Raw genomic sequence first — 17,006 nt, 5'->3', positions numbered from 1 at the left:
CTGCCGAGAGGCCGGATCTCGGCCGACCCGGCACATCTCGGACCCTGGGAGCGCACCATGCTGAGCGGCTTCAAGAACTTCCTGCTGCGCGGGAACCTGATCGAGCTCGCCGTCGCGTTCATCATCGGTGGCGCGTTCGCGACAGTCGTGGCCGCCACCGTCGACGTGCTCCTCGACCTGGTCGGCAAGATCGGCGGCACCCCGGACTTCTCCAACTACGAGCCCGGTGGCGTCTCGGTCGGCGCCTGGCTGACCGCGGTGATCTCGTTCGTGATCCTGGCGGCGGTCGTCTACTTCTTCATCGTCACGCCGTACACGAAGGCCAAGGAGCGCTACTTCCCCAGCGCCCCGCCCGGTACGCCGGAGGACGTGCAGCTGCTGCGCGAGATCCGGGACCTGATCGCCACCCAGCAGGGCCGGACCCCGCCAGCCTGAGCTCAGACCTGGCCGTGGTGCGGCGGCACCTGGGACCGCAGCCAGGCGTCGGTGCTTCGCTCGTCCCCGGAGCCGCCGGGGTCGCGCTCGTCGCTGGTGGTCTCCGGCAGCGTGTCGCCGAAGACCTCGGCCAGCCGGCGCCGGCGCTCCCAGGCGGCCTGGTCCCGGTCGGGCTCGCTCACGTGCACAGCCCCGCTGCCTCGAGGGCGGCCGTCTGGCTCTCGTCGCGCGGCGCGGTGCTGGCGCCCGGGGACTCCGGTCCACCCGACTCCGACTCCGACTCGGACTCGGAGGCCGAGGGCGACTCGGACTCGTCCTCGTCACCGCCGTCCGGGGTGCTGCGCGGCGAGCCCGGCACGTTGCCGGCCGTGAGCAGGCCGCTGTCGAGCCGCTTGGAGATGGTCTGGTCGTTGCGGATCCGCTGCCAGACCGTCTCGGCCTGCTCGGTCCACACGATCCGGCCGCGGAACTCCTCGCGGCTGTCGTACTCGAACGGCACCGTGATGAACCGGATGTTGTCCAGCCCGATGTCCTGGAAGCCGAGGCCGACCTTGCTGAGCTTCACCACGTTGCCCATGCCGGGGTCGACGGTCAGCGACTTGGTCGCGGCCCGCAGGAACCCGACCAGCCGGTCCGGGCGGGCCAGGACGCCGCCGGAGACGACCTTGTTCGCCATCCCCGCGATGAATGCCTGCTGGCGCTTGACGCGGCCGATGTCCGAGCCGTCGCCGAGGGTGTAGCGGGCCCGGACGTAGTTCAGCGCCTCGTCGCCGCGGATCTCGCGGGAGCCGGCCTCGATGTTGATGCCGTGGGCGGGGTCGGAGATGTCCTCGGGGATGCAGACCGGGACGCCGTCGATGGCGTCGACCATGTCCTTGAACCCGGCGAAGTCCACGACGACGTAGTGGTTGATGCGGACGTCGGTGGTCTGCTCGAACTGCTGGATCGTGCAGGCCGGCCCGCCGACCGCGAAGGCCTCGTTCCACATCGCGTCCTCGGCGCCCGGGATGTTCTCCCCGTCGGGGCCGGTGCAGTCGGGCCGGGTGACCAGGGAGTCGCGCGGGATGCTCACGCCGTACGCGTGCTCGCGGTCGGCGGAGAGGTGGAAGAGGATCGTGGTGTCCGAGCGCTGCCCGTCGCCGGTGAGCCCGTCGATGTTGTTGCCCTCGCCGTCGCGGTCGTCGGAGCCCATCACCAGGATGTTCACCGGCTCCTGCGGGCCCTCGACGTCGACCTCGTCGGGCCGGTCGGTGAGCTGACCGGTGACGTCGGTGACTGTCAGGTTGCCGTTGAGGTCACGGTAGAGCCAGACCGTCGCCAGCGCGGTCACCATGGCCAGGGCGAGGCCGGTGACGACCAGGACCCGGGCGACCGTGTGCCGGCGCGGCGGGCGGGCCCGCCGCCGGCCCCGACGGGCCTGACCGGCGCGTGGGGTCGGTCCATCGTCCGGGGAGCCGGCGGGCTGCTCTTCGGACATGCGGGTCACCTCAGGTCGCATCGGGGCCACGGTGACAGTACGTGGACCCGCCAATTCTCCGCCGCCCGCTCCTGAGCGCCAAACCGCCGTCCCCCTCGGGGGCGATTCTCACGGTCTTCTCAAGATTTCCTCAACTAGCGCCCGACCCGGGCCGATGGGCACCTCGTCCCCCTCCGTCGCAGCATCCCCGTCCCCCCGGGAGCCTCGCGTGTCCGCCGCCGCACCCCCTCCTGTCGACAGTTCCAGCGCCCGCGGCACCTCCCGCCGGCTGCTCTCCCGCGGCCTGGTCGGCGGGCTCGCCGTCACGGCGGTCGGGCCGCTGCTCGGCGCTCAGGACGCCGCCGCGACGACCGCCGACGCCCGGTCGGCCGCGCGCACCAAGCGCCGGCACCGGTCGGTCTGCCGGCACTGGCACCGCTGCCCGCAGCACCCCCGGCACACCTGCCGCCGCAAGCACCGCTGCCGCCACCAGCACCACCGGGCCCCGAGGCGGACCACGGACCCGAGCCCCACGTCACCGGCGCCGACCCCGCAGCCCGCGCCGGGACCGACCCCTGCCGATCCCCCGATCGAGATCCCGACCGAGACTCCGGCCCAGCCCCCGGCCGAGACTCCGTCCGAGCCCCCGACCGAGACTCCCACCGAGCCCCCGACCGAGACTCCGACCGAGCCCCCAGTCCCCCAGCCGGACCCGGACTTCACCAGCGCCCCGCTGCCGACCCCCGCGTCGCTGCACCTGGCCAGCCGGTTCAGCTACGGCATCACCCCGCAGCTGCACGCCGAGATGCAAGCCGCCGGCAGCCCCGCCGGGTGGTTCGAGCAGCAGCTCGACCCCGCCTCGATCCCCGACCCCGACGGCGACGCAACCGCCTCCTGGTGGTTCTCGATCGGCGCCTCCGCCGCCCAGGTCGTCCAGCGTGACGAGGAGGAGGTCGAGAGCGGCTGGAGCGCGATGGCCAACTACGCGCGCTGGTGCCTGGCCCGTCGCATCGTCTCCCGTCGCCAGGTCCTCGAGGTGATGGCGGAGTTCTGGGAGCACCACCTGCACGTCCCGGTGCACGACGACGGCGTGCACCCGTTCCGCGCCGACTACGGCAAGCTGGTCCGCAGCCACGCCCTGGGCCGCTTCGACGACCTCCTGGTCGCGGCGATCACCCACCCCGCGATGGGCGTCTCGCTCGACAACGCGTCCTCGACGAAGCGGGCGCCGAACGAGAACCTCGGCCGCGAGCTGCTCGAGCTGCACACGCTCGGCACCGGCCACCACACCGAGGACGACGTCAAGAACGCCGCCCGGATCCTCACCGGCTACCGGGTGCGCACCTGGTCGACCTGGCAGGTCTGGTACGACGCGGCGAGCCACTGGACCGGCCCGGTCCGCGTCGCCGGCTTCGCCCACCCGAACGCCGCGACCGATGGGCGTCCGGTCGCCGAGGCGTTCCTGCGCCACCTCGCCCACCATCCCGACACCGCCCGCCGGATCGCCCGCAAGCTGGCCGTCCGGTTCGTCTCCGACGACCCCTCCCCCGCGCTCGTCGACCACCTGGCGCAGGTGTTCACCGAGCACGGGACCGAGATCAAGCCGGTGCTGCGCGCCCTGGTGGCGCACCCGGAGTTCGCGGCGGCCGCGGGCGCCAAGGTGCGCACCCCGACCGACGACGTGGCCGCGACGTACCGCGCGCTGCAGGTCCGGCTCGCCCGACCGACCACCGACCAGGCGGCCGCCAACGCGATGATCTGGCAGGCCGCCGACATCGGCCAGGCCCCGTTCGACTGGCCCCGCCCCGACGGCCAGCCCCAGGACAACCGGTCCTGGTCCTCGGTCTCGCGGCTGCTGGCGTCCTTCGACGCGCACTACAGCATCGTCAACGGCTGGTGGCCGAAGATCGACATCACCTACCGGCGGCCCGCCCAGTGGCTGCCGGCGGCGTCGGTCCGCTTCGACGTGCTCGTCGAGCATCTGTGCGGCCAGCTCCTGGGCCGGTCGGCGTCGCCGCGGCTGCTGCAGGCGGCCTGCGAGGCGACCGGCCTCGGGCCCGCGACCGTGATCACCGAGCGTCACGCCCTGGTGCGGTGGAGCTTCGGGATGCTGCTGACCACCCTCCTCGACACCCCGGAGCACCTGCACCGATGACCGAGATCCCCGACTCCAACGCCCCCTGCTGCGACGACTTCCGCGCCACGTCGCGCCGCGGCTTCCTCCGCGGCTCCGTGGCCGTGGGCGGCGCGGCCCTGGTCGGCGTCGCCCACGGCACCGCGTTCACCGAGACGGCGTACGCCGCCACCGGCACGGCCGACCGGGTCCTCGTCGTGCTCTCGATGCGCGGCGCTGCCGACGGCCTCAGCCTCGTGGTCCCGCACGCCGACCCCGCCTACTACGCCGCCCGCCCCTCGATCGCGGTGCCGGCGGACCAGCTGCTCGCCCGGGACGCGATGTTCGGGCTGCACCCCTCCCTCGCGCCGCTGCTGCCGCTGTGGCAGGCGGGCCGGATGGCCGCCGTCCACGCGACCGGGCTCCCGGTGCCGAACCGCTCGCACTTCTCCGCGATGGAAGAGGTCGAGGACGCCGACCCGGGCTCCCCGGAGCGGATCGGCTGGCTGAACCGGCTCGTGGGCCGCAACGGCACCGGGTCGCCGCTGGAGGCCATCCAGTACGGCGGCGGGGTGCCGGCGATGGCCGTCACCGGGCCGCAGCCGACCCTCGCCTCCTCCGACGTGGACAGCGTCTGGCTGGCGGGCCCGACCGAGCCCGACGGCGCGGCGGCCCGGCGGGCGGCCCTGCGCACCGCCTGGGCCGGCAGCAGCGGCCCGCTCGCGAACGGGATGGCCGCGACCATCGACGTCGTCGACGAGTTCGCGGCGGTGCGCGCCGTTCCGGCCGCCCCCGGCCACGGCGCGACGTACCCCGCCGACGACCTGGGCAAGGCGCTGGCCTCCGCCGCGCGCACGATCCGTGCGGACGTCGGCGCCGAGGTGATCACTGTCGACCACGGCTCCTGGGACCACCACACCTGGATCGGCACGACCGCGAGCGGCAACCTGACCAGCATGGCGCAGGTCTTCGCCCGCTCGGTCGCGGCGTTCTTCACCGACCTCGGCCCGCTCGCGGACCGGGTGACGCTGGTGACGATCAGCGAGTTCGGCCGGCGGGTCGTCGAGAACGCGAACGGCGGCCTGGACCACGGCCACGGCAACGTGATGTTCCTGATCGGTGCCGGGGTCCGGGGCGGGCGCTACTACGGCACCTGGCCCGGCCTGACCCGCACCAGCGACGCGGACCTGCTGGTCACCACCGACTACCGCCAGGTGCTCGGCGAGGTCGTCACCACCAGGCTGGGCGCCTCCTCCGCCCAGGTCTTCCCGGGGTTCAGCCCGCAGGACCCGGCGCTGGGCGCGATGAGCTCGCTGTGACCCGCCCTCCCAGCCGTCGCTCCGGCCGGCGGGGCCGACTCGGATCCGGCGACCCGACCTGCCAAGATATGCAGCGTTCGCCCCAGTAGCTCAGTGGATAGAGCAGCCGCCTCCTAAGCGAAAGGTCGCCAGTTCGACTCTGGCCTGGGGCACCCGGACCGGCGTAGGGCTCGCTCCTACGCCGGGGGCGGGCGCCAGCCGCCCTCGTCGCCGATCGTTGCCGTGATCCGCCGGGCGATCGAGCGCAGCTGTCGCGCCTGGGCCTGCGTCAGCGGGTCGAGCACCAGCCGGTGGACGGTCTGCACATGCCCCGGCGTGGCCTCGTCGACCTTCTCGCGCCCCACGTCGGTGAGGACGGCCAGGGTGTAGCGCCCGTCGGCGGGGTCGGGCTCGCGGCGCACCAGTCCCCTGTTCTCCAGGCGCGCGGCAGCACGCGAGAGTCGGGACAGCGAGCTGTTCGCGTAGCCGGCCAGCACGCTCATCCGCAGGGTTCCCCCCTCGGCAGTCGCGAGCGCGTACAGGACGCCGTACTCGAAGTGCGTCAGCCCGGCGTCGCGCTGCAGCTGTGCGTCCAGGGCGGCGGGCAGCCACTCCAGGACTGTCGCCAGGGCCGACCAGGTCTCGAGGTCCTCGCCACGGAGTGCTCCCGACGGGGCGGATTCAGGCATGGGCAGCACAGTACGCGGGCTCCGCTGACTTGATCAAGCAAGTCATTCGGCCTACCTTTCACTTGACCAAGCAAGTGATTGCGCCCGCGGGCGCACCCCAACGGGATGGCAGGAACACCGTGGATCTTCAGCTGGCGGGCAAGACCGCCTTCGTGAGCGGCTCGACGCAGGGAATCGGCTACGCGATCGCCGAGGCGCTCCTGCGCGAGGGAGCCTCGGTGATCGTCAACGGCCGGGATCAGGACCGGGTCCGAGCGGCGGCAGCCGCCCTGGAGGCGGCGGTTCCGGGCGCGGTCGTCTCCGGGATCGCCGCCGACTTCGAGCAGCCCGAGGAGGTGGCCCGGCTGCTCGAGTCGCTGGGCGACCTCGACATCCTGGCCAACAACGTCGGCCTGTTCGAGCTCGGGCAGTTCACGGACCTCACCGATGACGACTGGCAGCGCTACGTCGACGTGAACCTGATGAGCGGCGTTCGCCTGTCCCGACACGCCCTGCCCTCGATGCTCGCCCGGGGCTGGGGCCGGATCATCTTCGTCGCCAGCGAGTCCGGGGTGAACGTTCAGGCCGACATGGTCCACTACGGCGTCACCAAGGCCGGGACCCTGGCCCTGAGCAACGGGCTCGCGAAGCTGACCCGCGGCACCGAGGTGACCGTCAACGCGATCCTCGGCGGGCCGACCTACTCCGACGGCGTCGCACGCACCGTCGAGCAGCTCGCGCGCGTCCAGGGGGTGCCGACCGAGGTGCTGAAGGGGGCGATCATCGGGGAGAACCGGACCTCCCTGCTGCAGCGGTTCATCGAGCCGAGCGAGATCGCGAGCCTGGCGGCGTACCTGGCCAGCCCGATCTCGTCAGCGACCAACGGCGCCGCGGTCCGAGCCGACGGGGGCGTCCTGACCGGCGTGCTGTGAGCCGGTCGGGCTACCAGCTGCCGTGCACCGTCGCGGCGAGCCCGTCGAAGGCCTGCTTGGTGCTCAGCGTGCTGGGGCTGCCGTTCTGCATGAACGCGTAGGCCAGCAGGTCGCCGTCGGCGCCCCGGGTGACGCCGGCGAGCGTGACGACGTCGTGCAGGGAGCCCGTCTTGCCCTTGACCTGTCCGGTCGCGGCCCGCGACTGCGGGGTCGTGAACCGGCCCAGGCTGCTGTGCAGGGTCCCCTTCGTGCCGGCCACCGGGAGCCCCACCTTGAGCGGCCACATCCTGCGGTGCCGGCCCTTGGCGTAGGCGGCCCGGAGGATCGAGGTCAGGTGGGCCGCCGAGACCCGGTCCGACCGGGACAGCCCGGACCCGTCGTAGAGCCGCATCCCCTCGGTCTCGACCCCGAGCCTCCTCAGCACCTCCAGCTGGGCCCGGGCGCCGCCGCGCCAGGTCCCCGGCCGGCCGGTCTCGACAGCCGTCAGCCGCTGCAGGCTCTCGGCCAGGTCGTTGTCGGAGACGAGCAGCATCTCGATGACCACCTCGCAGACCGGGGTGCCGCACCTGGCCACCGTCCTCGCGCCGTCGGGAGCCTCACCCCGTGCGGTGGAGACGACCCGGAGGCCGTGCTCGCGAAGCCGCTGGGCGAAGATCCGCCCGGCGTCCATCGCGGTGTCCATCACCTGCCGCTCGTCGACGACCAGGGACCGGACCGGCGTCACGTTGGAGGTGTAGTAGCCCGGCGACCAGCCCGGACTCAGTCTCGGCGCGGCGAAGAGGGTGTCGTCGACGCGCACCCGGTAGCTCACCCCCCGCTTCACCGACCGGGCCGTCCTGGCGGCCAGGCGGCTCAGGTCCCGGCCGGTCAGCAGGGCGTCGCCGCCGCCGACGATCGTGATGGTCCGACCGGAGGTCCGGACCTCGGTGGTCAGCCTCCGGTTCGGCCCGAGCGCCTGGAGCGCCGCGACCGCAGTCCCGACCTTGGCGGTGGAGGCGGGCATCAGCTCCTTGCGGCCCCCGTCGCTCCACACGGTGCGCCCGCTGCGGACGTCCAGGACCCGGCCCGTGACGTTCCTGCCGAGCCGGCCGTTGCGGACCCGGACCCGGAGCTTGGCGGCCATCCTCCGGTCGGCGCGGCTCAACGGAGCCTTCCGGGCCCGCTCCTTCCGGGCCCGCTCCTTCCCGGCCTGCTCCCCGGTCTCGGTCGGGGCGCGCGCGGCGTCCCGGGCGTCGGCGACCCGTGGTTCCGCGGGCGGCTGGTCGTCGATCGAGGCGACCAGCCCGGGGGCGAGGGACCCGCTGAGCACCAGGCCGATCGAGGCGGCGGTGAGTGCGGTGCGGCGGCGCGGACGGGACAGCAGTCGGGGAAGGCGCGCACGGCGCGGCATGAGGGACGACCTCCGGGTTCGGTTGCCGGACAGCAGCATCCGAGAGCGGTCACGGGGCCGGCCGCACCGGCGCGTGCGTGGCAGACCGCCCTGCGGGGCGACCACGGCCGCCTCACCCCAGCACCCGGGGATCACCCGAGGCATCCCGTGGCCTTGCGAAGGCACCATCCATTCTACGATCCCGCCCGGCTCGTTCACGGGGCTCGGACGCGGACCTCGTCACACCGTGCCGACCCCTGGCCGCCCCTGTGGGAGCCTTGATCGTCCGGAACCGGGAGGGAGCCATGGCCGACGCCGCCTCATCCTCCTCGCCTTCTGCCCCGTCCGCGCCGACCACGCCGACCGGGGCGCCGGTACGACGGGGCCGGCCCGGCTACGACCAGGCCACGGTGCTGCGCCGCGCGATCGAGCTGTTCATCGAGCGCGGCTACGACCGGACCAGCGTCGGCGACCTGGCCCGCGACCTCGGGATCAGCAAGTCCGCGATCTACCACCACGTGCCGAGCAAGGAGCACCTGCTCGCCGCGGCGCTGGACGAGGCCCTCGACGGGCTCTCCGCGGCGCTCGACGCCGCGGTCGCCGCCCCCGCGCCGAGCGCCGCCGAGCGGCTGCGCAGCGCGATCCACCAGTCGGTCGAGATCCTCGTCGAGCACCTGCCCGCTGTCACGCTGCTGCTGCGGGTGCGCGGCAACAGCCCGGTCGAGCTGGCAGCCGTCGAGCGGCGGCGGGCGATCGACGAGCAGCTGGCCGGCCTGGTCGCCGCCGCGGCCGCGGAGGGCTCGCTGCGCGACGACATCGCGCCGGACCTGATCAGCCGGCTGCTCTTCGGCATGGTGAACTCACTGGTCGAGTGGTACCGCCCCGGAGGCCCGGTCGACGCCGCGGTGCTCGCGGACTCGATCACCGCGCTCGCGTTCGACGGGCTCCGCAGACCCTAGGCGTCGAAGTCCACCGCGACCCGGTCGCCGACCGGGTGGGTCTGGCAGGTGAGGACGAAGCCGCGGCGCACCTCGTCCTCGTCGAGGGCGTAGTTGCGCCGCATGTCGACCTCGCCCGCCGTGACCAGCGCCCGGCAGGTCCCGCAGACCCCGCCCCGGCAGGCGAACGGCAGGTCGGCCCGGGTCTGCGACGCCCCGTCGAGGATCGGCTGGTCGCGCGGCAGCCGGACCGTGGTCGTGCGCCCGTCCAGCACCACGGCGACCTCGCTGGTCCCGCCCCCGCCGGCGCCGGTCGCCACGTCCGCGTCCGCGCTCCGGCGTACGTCGGGCGGCGGCTCGTCGACGAAGAACAGCTCCGCGTGCACCCGCCCGGCCGTCACGCCGAGCTCGCCGAGGACGGCCCGCGCGTCGGTGACCAGGCCGAACGGACCGCACAGCCAGACGTGGTCGAGCTCGGCGACGGGGACCAGCGCGGTGAGGATCCGCTGGAGCCGCTCACGGTCCAGGCGGCCCGAGAACAGCTCGACCTCGCGCGGCTCCCGGGAGAGCACGTGGACGACCTCGAGCCGGGCCGGATAGCGGTCCTTGAGGTCGGCGAGCTCCTCGGCGAACATCACCGACCGGCTGGTCCGGTTGCCGTAGAGCACCGTGACGTGGGCGGCCGGGTTGGCCAGCACCGAGGCGGCGATCGAGAGCACCGGGGTGATGCCGGACCCCGCGGCGACGCACAGGTGCCGCCCGCCCGCCTCGGGGTCGGCGCAGAACCGGCCGGTCGGCGGCTGCACCTCGACGACGTCCCCGGGCCGCACCGAGCGCACCAGCCAGGTCGAGAACAGCCCGTCGGGCACCTCGCGGACCCCCACGCGGGGCGGGGCGCCGGCCGGGGCGCAGATCGAGTAGGTCCGGCGCTGCTCGATCCCGTCGACAGTGCGTCGCAGCGTGAGCGACTGCCCGGGCCGGAACGCGAACTCGTCGGCCAGCTCCGCGGGCACCTCGAAGGTGACAGCGGCGGCGTCGTCGGTCAGCCGCTCCACCTCGGCGACCCGCAGGGCGTGGAACGTGGAGCGGCGCGTGGCCGGGGCCACGGCGGGCGACATCCCCGGCGTCATCAGCGCTCCTTGACGTGGGAGAAGATCTCCAGGCAGGCCCGGCACCGGTAGAGCGCCGTGCACGCGGTCGGGCCGAACTCCGAGGTCAGCCCGGCATCGGCGGCGCCGCAGCGCGGGCAGGCCGGAGACCGGCGGGTGGGCAGCAGGCTCAGGGGCACCGGCCCGGTCCCGCGCGGGGCCGGCCCCGGCGGGGAGATCCCGTACGCCGCCAGCGCCTCCCGCCCGCGCGCCGAGATCAGGTCCGTGGACCACGGCGGGCTCAGGCTGACCCGGACCCGGACCTCCGCGAACCCGTCCTCGCGCAACGCATGCACCAGGTCGTCGCGCATGGTGGCCAGCGCCGGGCAGCCGCTGTAGGTCGGGGTGATCGTGACCGTGACGGCCCCTGCGGTGTCGACCTCGACCTCGCGCAGCACACCCAGGTCGGCGAGCGTGAGCACCGGCAGCTCCGGGTCGAGCACCGCGGCCGCGACCTCCCGGGCGCGCCGGGCCCGGGACTCCATCGGGATCACCATCGGGATCACCACCGGGATCTCCATCGGGATCACCACCGGCCCCGCGGGTGCGCGCGGGCCACGACCTGCATCTCGGCCAGCATCGTTCCCAGCGCCTCGGTGTGCCGGCCGGCCCGGCCGGCACCGCCGGCCTGCGGGACCCGGGGCGCCTCGATCCCGGCGGCCGCGAACACCTGCCCCAGCACGTCCTCGACCTCGCCGGCGACCTCGGCCGGGTCCACCCCGATCCCCTCGGCGGCGGCCGTCCGCTCGACCTCGTGGGTGGCGAAGAGCTCGTCGCGGAAGGGCCACACCAGCTCCAGCCCGGCCAGCAGCCGGCGGCGGGACTCCTCGGTCCCGCGGGCCAGGGTCACCAGCCACCGCGCGGCGTAGTCGCGCTGGTAGGCCAGCTCGGGGACGGCCTTCGCGGCGAGCGCCGCCAGCACCGGGTCCCGGCTCGCCGTGAGCCGCTGCATCACCGCGAGCCGGTGGGTGGCGAAGAGGACGAGCCGCGCGACGGTCGCGGCGAAGTCGCCGTTCTCGGCCTCGACCAGGCGCACGTTGCGGAACTCCGCCGCCTCCCGGAAGTAGGCCAGCGCGTCCTCGGCCGGCACCGGCGACCCGGCGGGCAGCGCGGGGACCAGCGTGCTGTCGGCGGCGGCCGCCCGCGCGAGCAGCAGCCGGGCCTGGCCGAGCAGGTCCAGGGCGAGGTTGGCCAGCGCGATGTCGTCCTCGAGGTCGTGGGCGCGCCCGCACCACTGCGCGAGGCGGTGCGAGGCGACCAGCGCGTCGTCGCCGAGCATCAGCGAGTACGCCGCGAGGGCGCGCGCGTCCACGCCGGGCGGCACCGTGGCGTCGATCCCGGCGAGCGGGTCCGCGAAGCCGGTCCCGAAGGCCCACCGGGAGTCGTCGAGGACCGGGTCCAGCTGCAGCTGGGTCGGCTCGGTCGGCTGGGTCATGGGGGCTCCTCCGTGCTCCGCGCTCACAGGTGCGGGACGTCCTCGGGGACGGCGTAGAAGGTGGGGTGCCGGTAGACCTTGTCGCCGGCCGGCGCGAACATCGGGTCCTTCTCGTCCGGGCTGGAGGCGCTGACGGCGTCGGAGCGCACCACCCAGATGCTCACGCCCTCGTTGCGTCGGGTGTAGACGTCTCGGGCATGGTGCAGCGCCATCGCGTCGTCGGCGGCGTGCAGCGACCCCACGTGCACGTGGTTGAGTCCGCGCCGCCCGCGGACGAATACCTCGTAGAGCGGCCACTGGCCCGCGGTCCCGCTCACGGCGCCACCTCCTGCGCCGGGCGCGCGGCGTACGCCCCGGCCGCCTCGCGGACCCAGGCGCCGTCCTCCCAGACCCGGCGGCGGTGCGCGATGCGCTGGGCGTTGCACGGACCCTCGCCGCGGATCACCGCCGCCAGCTCCGCCCAGTCCGGCTCCCCGAAGTCGTGGTGGCCGCGCTCCTCGTTCCAGCGCAGCTCGGGGTCGGGCAGCGTGACGCCGAGCGCGCGGGCCTGCGGCACTGTCATGTCCACGAACTTCTGGCGCAGCTCGTCGTTGGTGTCGCGCTTGATCCCCCAGGCCATCGACTGGGCGGTGTTCGGGGAGTCGGCGTCCGGCGGGCCGAACATCATCAGCGCCGGCCACCAGAAGCGGTCGACGGACTCCTGCACCATCGCGCGCTGCTCCTCGGTGCCGCCCATCATCGTCGCGAGCAGCTCGAAGCCCTGCCGCTGGTGGAAGGACTCCTCCTTGCAGATCCGGACCATGGCCCGCCCGTAGGGGCCGTACGACGTCCGGCACAGCGGCACCTGGTTGCAGATCGCGGCGCCGTCGACCAGCCAGCCGATGGTGCCGACGTCGGCGTAGGACAGGGCCGGGTAGTTGAAGATCGATGAGTACTTCTGCCGACCGTCGAGCAGCCGCTCGACGAGCTCCTCCCGGGTCACCCCGAGGGTCTCGCACGCCCCGTAGAGGTAGAGACCGTGGCCGGCCTCGTCCTGCACCTTGGCCAGCAGCACCGCCTTGCGCCGCAGGCTCGGCGCCCGGGAGATCCAGCCGCCCTCCGGCTGCATGCCGATGATCTCCGAGTGCGCGTGCTGGGCGATCTGGCGCACCAGCGTGGCGCGGTAGCGCTCGGGGACCCAGTCCCGCGGCTCGATGCGGTCGTGGCGGGCGATCGTCTCCTCGAATGCCGCCAGCAGGTCGGGCTCGTGCGTGGTCGCGGCCGTCATGACACCTCCAGCAATTACCGACCGAGCGGTCAGTAAGAGTGAAGCACGTCACCGTCGGCGACGCCAGGGGTCACTCGGGGTCGGGGGCGTCCCGCAGCGGCTCGGAGCTGTCGACCCCGCCCATCCGCCCGGCCGGCCACAGGCGGACGAACACCTTGCCGACGACCAGGTCCTCCGGGACGAACTCGCGGCCCGAGACGCAGTCGGTCTCCCGGGGGGTGCACAGCCGCGCCGAGGAGTCCGAGGAGCTGGCCCGGTTGTCGCCCATCACGAACAGGTAGCCCTCCGGCACCGGGCCGGCCGTCCACGCGCACTGGCCGGGCATCGGCCCGTAGCACTCGGCGTCGTCGGGCCGCGCGTAGCCGGACTCGTCGACCGGCTCGCCGTTCACGATCAGCCGGCCCTCGGCGTCGCAGCACTCGATCACGTCGCCAGCGGTCCCGACGACCCGCTTCACCAGGTGCCCGCCCGCGGGGTACAGCCCGATCTTGGACAGCACGCTCACGACCGGGTTGGACGGCTCGGAGTCGGTGGCGGGCAGCCAGCTGCCCGGGTCCTCGAAGACCACCACGTCGCCGCGCTTCGGCTCCCCGAACCAGTAGGACCACTTCTCGACCAGGATCCGGTCGTTGACCTGCAGGCCCGGCTCCATCGAGGAGGAGGGGATGTAGAAGGCCTGGACGAAGAACGTCTTCACGACCAGCGAGAGCACGACCGCGACGACGAGCAGGACGAGCGTCTCCTGCCACACCTTCCAGTGCTTCTTGGCCCGCGCGGGCCGCTCCCCGTCCCCCGAGCCGCCGTGGGCCTCGTCGCTGCCCTTGCCCTCGGTCTCGCTCACGCGGCCGACCCTATCCCCGCCGTCGGACCCGTCCCGCTCGCCCCTCGACCCGCGGATCCTCACCCGACGACCTCGAACCGCATCCCGCCCGACCGCAGCCGCGCAGTGAGGTTCTCCCCCATGGCCTGGGCGGTCGTGACGGAGCCGGCGGTCGGCGGGTTGTCGTCGAGCAGCAGGCACAGGGCGGACTCCCCGAGCATCCGCGCCGTCTCGTCGTAGCCGGGGTCGCCGCCGCTGACCCGCGCGTGCAGGGCGCGGCCGTCCCCGTCCCCTCCGGGACCGGTCTCGGCGACCACGTCGACGGTGAACCAGGACCGGGCCCGGCGCTGCTCGTCGGGACCCTCGCCCTGCTGGACCCGCTGGAGCAGCTGCCGGCGCAGCGGCGGGACCTGGGCGGCCGCCGCCAGCGCCCCGACGCCGGCGGCGCCGCCCACGGCGTACCGCAGGGTGCGGGTGCCGGCGTAGTGGGAGTAGCGGAAGTCCGGGCCGTACGCCGCGAGCGCGGCACCGCTGCGCGCGACCACGAGCGGGTCGACCGTCGGCAGCGGCAGCAGCCACATCCCCAGCAGCGGGTCGCGGTGCGGGCGGCCAGCGACCGCCCGGGAGGAGCGGCCCTGCGGGCGCGGCTCGACCCGGCGCCGCTCGGCCGCGGCCTCCTTCATCTGCCGGGCCCGGGAGGCGGCGGTGACCGCGGAGTGGAAGGTGCCGCCGGAGAACGTGGCCGAGGCCCGCACGACGCCCCGCACCCGCAGCGGCCCGTCGGCCTGCAGCTGCTGGACGGCGAAGAGCACCCCGAGGTCGTGCGGGACGGAGTCGAAGCCGCAGGCGTGCACGATCCGGGCCCCGGTCCGGACCGCCGTCGCGTGGTGGGCCAGGTACATCCGGTCGATGAACTCCGGCTCCCCGGTGAGGTCCACGTAGTCGGTGCCGGCCTCGGCGCACGCGGCGACCAGCGGCTCGCCGTGGGTGAGGTAGGGGCCGACCGTGGTGACGACGACCTTGGCCCGACCGGCGACGTCGGCCAGCGAGCCGGGGTCGGTGACGTCGGCGTGGAGCAGCTCGAGGTCCCCGAGGTCGGGCCTGATCGCGGCCAGCCGGTCCCGCACCGCGGCGAGCTTCTCGGCGTTGCGGCCGGCCAGTGCCCAGCGCAGCCCGGCGGGAGCGTGCCGGGCGAGGTGCTCGGCGGTCAGCCCCCCGGTGAAGCCGGTGGCGCCGAACACGACCAGGTCGAGATCTCGGATCATGGCCACACTCTGACAGGAGCGCCCAGCGTCGCGGCGCCGTACGCTCGAGGCATGTGCCGCAACATCCGTCCGCTCCACAACTTCGAGCCGCCGGCCACCCGCGACGAGGTCAGCGCCGCGGCGCTGCAGTACGTCCGCAAGGTCAGCGGCGCCACGAAGCCGTCGCAGGCCAACCAGGCCGCCTTCGACCGCGCGGTCGCCGAGATCGCGCACGTCACCGAGCACCTGCTCGCCGAGCTCGTCACGACCGCGCCACCGAAGAACCGCGGGGTGGAGGCCGACAAGGCCCGGGCCCGCGCGGCCCTGCGCTACGCCCGATGACGCTCACCGCCGGCCCCGCAGGCGGGTACGCCGAGGCGCTGGCGCTGCTGCGCGGCCGTCCGCTGGTGGTGCTGACCGGCGCGGGGCTCTCGACCGACTCCGGCATCCCCGACTACCGCGGGCCGGGGTCGCCGGCGCGGGCACCGATGACCTACCAGGAGTTCGTGGCGACGCCGGAGGCGCGGCAGCGCTACTGGGCGCGCAGCCACCTGGGCTGGGGGCGGATGCGGCACGCCGAGCCCAACCCGGGCCACGCGGCCCTGGCCCGGCTCGATCCCGACCTGCTGATCACCCAGAACGTCGACGGCCTGCACGAGCGCGCCGGGTCCCGGCGGGTGGTCGCCCTGCACGGCCGGATCGCCGACGTGGTGTGCCTGGGCTGCCGCGCCACCTCGGCCCGCGACGCACTGCAGCGCCGGCTGGCCGAGCTCAACCCGGGCTGGGCCGAGCGGCACGCGCACGTCGCGGTGCGGCCCGACGGTGACGTGGACCTCGAGGAGACCGACGGGTTCGTGGTGCCGGACTGCGCGGAGTGCGGCGGGCTGCTCAAGCCCGACGTGGTCTTCTTCGGCGAGAACGTCCCCGCGCCGCGGGTGCAGCGCTGCTACGCCGCGGTGGACGCGCTGGCCGACACCGGCGGCGCGCTGCTGGTGGCCGGCTCGAGCCTGACCGTGATGAGCGGCCTGCGGTTCGTGCGCCGGGCCGCGAAGAACGGCACCCCGGTGGTGATCGTCAACCGCGGCGCCACCCGCGGCGACCCGCTCGCGGCGTACACGCTCGAGGTGGGGTGCAGCGAGTTCCTGGTGGGGCTGGCCTCCGGCTAGAGCCGCCGCACGAAGATGTGGTCAGCGGCCTCGGGGACGATCTCGGCGGTCTCGCCGCCGGTGCCGAGCAGGACGCCGTCGGGGGTGGCGATGATCGTGACCGTCTTGTCCGGCAGGGCGCCGACGCGACGCAGGGCGCTCATCAGCATCTCGTCCTTCTGCATCTCCTCGGAGATCCGTCGGATCAGCGCGCGGCCCTCGTGCGGGCCGGCCACCCGCGAGAGCGGCTCGACGCCGTTCATGAAGTCCTCGCCGACGGCCTCCTGGCCGAGCTCGTCGAGGCCCGGGATCGGGTTGCCGTACGGCGACTCGGTGGGCGAGCCCAGCAGGTCCAGCAGCCGGCGCTCCACGGTCTCGGACATGACGTGCTCCCAGCGGCACGCCTCCTCGTGGACCAGCTCCCACTCCAGGCCGATGACGTCGGTGAGCAGCCGCTCGGCGAGGCGGTGCTTGCGCATCACCCGGGTGGCCAGCCGCAGCCCCTCCTCGGTGAGCTCGAGGTGGCGGTCGCCCTCGACGGTCAGCAGGCCGTCGCGCTCCATCCGCGCCACGGTCTGGGAGACGGTGGGGCCGCTCTGGTGCAGCCGCTCGGCGATCCGGGCACGCAGCGGGATGATCCCCTCCTCGACCAGCTCATAGATGGTCCGGAGGTACATCTCGGTGGTGTCGATCAGGTCGCTCACGCGGACCATTGTGTCCCACCGGCGCCGCACAGGC

The 17,006-nt window shown here is 74.1% G+C and carries 19 protein-coding genes and 1 tRNA gene; 8 read left to right on the top strand and 12 right to left on the bottom strand.

Translation table 11 applies throughout. The features are described 5' to 3' along the window. The first annotated feature begins 60 nt into the window (after positions 1-60). Complete coding sequence (locus EBO35_RS02530; protein ID WP_122819228.1) at positions 61-435, top strand: MscL family protein; 375 nt, start codon at positions 61-63, stop codon at positions 433-435. A gap of 2 nt (positions 436-437) precedes the next feature. On the opposite strand, the gene EBO35_RS02525 is transcribed toward EBO35_RS02530, so the two are convergent. Together EBO35_RS02525 and EBO35_RS02520 are read right to left on the bottom strand one after the other, a co-directional pair. Continuing rightward, positions 438-617, bottom strand: coding sequence for a hypothetical protein (locus EBO35_RS02525; RefSeq protein ID WP_122819227.1), 180 nt, complete (start codon positions 615-617; stop codon positions 438-440). After that, positions 614-1,912 carry an LCP family protein gene (locus tag EBO35_RS02520; protein WP_122816327.1) on the bottom strand — a complete coding sequence of 433 codons (1,299 nt, stop codon included), beginning with the start codon at positions 1,910-1,912 and terminating at the stop codon, positions 614-616. Before EBO35_RS02520 ends, EBO35_RS02525 begins: the two co-directional genes overlap by 4 nt. A 208-nt stretch (positions 1,913-2,120) precedes the next feature. On the opposite strand from EBO35_RS02520, the gene EBO35_RS02515 reads away from it, so the two are divergent. From EBO35_RS02515 to EBO35_RS02505, 3 genes are all read left to right on the top strand, one after another. Then, complete coding sequence (locus tag EBO35_RS02515) at positions 2,121-4,046, top strand: DUF1800 domain-containing protein (RefSeq protein ID WP_122816326.1); 1,926 nt, start codon at positions 2,121-2,123, stop codon at positions 4,044-4,046. Beyond that, positions 4,043-5,323 (top strand): DUF1501 domain-containing protein, encoded by a 1,281-nt coding sequence (locus EBO35_RS02510; protein ID WP_122816325.1) that lies wholly within the window; start codon positions 4,043-4,045, stop codon positions 5,321-5,323. Before EBO35_RS02515 ends, EBO35_RS02510 begins: the two co-directional genes overlap by 4 nt. A gap of 79 nt (positions 5,324-5,402) precedes the next feature. Next, positions 5,403-5,475, top strand: a tRNA-Arg gene (locus EBO35_RS02505). A 24-nt stretch (positions 5,476-5,499) separates the two neighbouring features. Here the strand turns inward: EBO35_RS02505 and EBO35_RS02500 are convergent. Continuing rightward, a complete protein-coding gene (locus tag EBO35_RS02500) occupies positions 5,500-5,991 on the bottom strand; it encodes a MarR family winged helix-turn-helix transcriptional regulator (protein ID WP_122816324.1) in 492 nt (163 codons plus the stop codon). Positions 5,992-6,110: 119 nt separating this feature from the next. Here EBO35_RS02500 and EBO35_RS02495 point away from each other — a divergent pair, with 119 nt between their 5' ends. Then, positions 6,111-6,902 (top strand): SDR family NAD(P)-dependent oxidoreductase, encoded by a 792-nt coding sequence (locus EBO35_RS02495; protein WP_122816323.1) that lies wholly within the window; start codon positions 6,111-6,113, stop codon positions 6,900-6,902. Between the two features lie 10 nt (positions 6,903-6,912). Here the strand turns inward: EBO35_RS02495 and dacB are convergent, their stop codons facing one another. Then, the gene (dacB, locus tag EBO35_RS02490; RefSeq protein WP_164477767.1) at positions 6,913-8,292 is read right to left on the bottom strand and encodes a D-alanyl-D-alanine carboxypeptidase/D-alanyl-D-alanine endopeptidase; all 1,380 of its coding nucleotides are present in this window, start codon (positions 8,290-8,292) and stop codon (positions 6,913-6,915) included. Between the two features lie 284 nt (positions 8,293-8,576). Between dacB and EBO35_RS02485 the strand changes: the two genes are divergently transcribed. Beyond that, positions 8,577-9,230 carry a TetR/AcrR family transcriptional regulator gene (locus tag EBO35_RS02485; RefSeq protein ID WP_122816321.1) on the top strand — a complete coding sequence of 218 codons (654 nt, stop codon included), beginning with the start codon at positions 8,577-8,579 and terminating at the stop codon, positions 9,228-9,230. On the opposite strand, the gene paaE is transcribed toward EBO35_RS02485, so the two are convergent. The 7 genes from paaE to EBO35_RS02450 form a co-directional block, all read right to left on the bottom strand. After that, positions 9,227-10,339, bottom strand: coding sequence for a 1,2-phenylacetyl-CoA epoxidase subunit PaaE (gene paaE, locus EBO35_RS02480; RefSeq protein WP_241153828.1), 1,113 nt, complete (start codon positions 10,337-10,339; stop codon positions 9,227-9,229). The genes EBO35_RS02485 and paaE overlap by 4 nt on opposite strands. Beyond that, the gene (gene paaD, locus EBO35_RS02475) at positions 10,339-10,878 is read right to left on the bottom strand and encodes a 1,2-phenylacetyl-CoA epoxidase subunit PaaD (protein WP_241153827.1); all 540 of its coding nucleotides are present in this window, start codon (positions 10,876-10,878) and stop codon (positions 10,339-10,341) included. The genes paaE and paaD overlap by 1 nt, the downstream gene beginning before the upstream one ends. 5 nt (positions 10,879-10,883) lie before the next feature. Continuing rightward, entirely contained in the window at positions 10,884-11,792 is a 909-nt protein-coding gene (gene paaC, locus EBO35_RS02470) for a 1,2-phenylacetyl-CoA epoxidase subunit PaaC (RefSeq protein WP_122816320.1), read from the bottom strand. Positions 11,793-11,815: 23 nt separating this feature from the next. Beyond that, positions 11,816-12,109, bottom strand: a complete 294-nt coding sequence (gene paaB, locus EBO35_RS02465) for a 1,2-phenylacetyl-CoA epoxidase subunit PaaB (RefSeq protein WP_206422642.1) — start codon at positions 12,107-12,109, stop codon at positions 11,816-11,818. Next, positions 12,106-13,059 carry a 1,2-phenylacetyl-CoA epoxidase subunit PaaA gene (gene paaA, locus EBO35_RS02460; protein WP_122816319.1) on the bottom strand — a complete coding sequence of 318 codons (954 nt, stop codon included), beginning with the start codon at positions 13,057-13,059 and terminating at the stop codon, positions 12,106-12,108. The genes paaB and paaA overlap by 4 nt, the downstream gene beginning before the upstream one ends. 70 nt (positions 13,060-13,129) lie before the next feature. Then, on the bottom strand, positions 13,130-13,900 hold the full coding sequence (gene lepB, locus EBO35_RS02455; protein WP_122816318.1) for a signal peptidase I: 771 nt from the start codon (positions 13,898-13,900) through the stop codon (positions 13,130-13,132). A gap of 59 nt (positions 13,901-13,959) precedes the next feature. Next, positions 13,960-15,144: a saccharopine dehydrogenase family protein gene (locus EBO35_RS02450; RefSeq protein ID WP_122816317.1), complete on the bottom strand. Its 1,185-nt coding sequence runs from the start codon at positions 15,142-15,144 to the stop codon at positions 13,960-13,962. Positions 15,145-15,195: 51 nt separating this feature from the next. On the opposite strand from EBO35_RS02450, the gene EBO35_RS02445 reads away from it, so the two are divergent. Further along, positions 15,196-15,465 carry a DUF2277 domain-containing protein gene (locus EBO35_RS02445; protein ID WP_122816316.1) on the top strand — a complete coding sequence of 90 codons (270 nt, stop codon included), beginning with the start codon at positions 15,196-15,198 and terminating at the stop codon, positions 15,463-15,465. Further along, positions 15,462-16,289: an NAD-dependent protein deacetylase gene (locus EBO35_RS02440; RefSeq protein WP_122816315.1), complete on the top strand. Its 828-nt coding sequence runs from the start codon at positions 15,462-15,464 to the stop codon at positions 16,287-16,289. Before EBO35_RS02445 ends, EBO35_RS02440 begins: the two co-directional genes overlap by 4 nt. On the opposite strand, the gene EBO35_RS02435 is transcribed toward EBO35_RS02440, so the two are convergent. Next, positions 16,286-16,972, bottom strand: coding sequence for a metal-dependent transcriptional regulator (locus EBO35_RS02435; RefSeq protein ID WP_122816314.1), 687 nt, complete (start codon positions 16,970-16,972; stop codon positions 16,286-16,288). The genes EBO35_RS02440 and EBO35_RS02435 overlap by 4 nt on opposite strands. Positions 16,973-17,006 lie beyond the last annotated feature (34 nt).

Source organism: Nocardioides pantholopis (genome assembly GCF_003710085.1).
GTDB lineage: Bacteria > Actinomycetota > Actinomycetes > Propionibacteriales > Nocardioidaceae > Nocardioides > Nocardioides pantholopis.
Note: the sequence above shows the minus strand (reverse complement) of the source record. Positions and strands in the feature narration are given on the sequence as shown.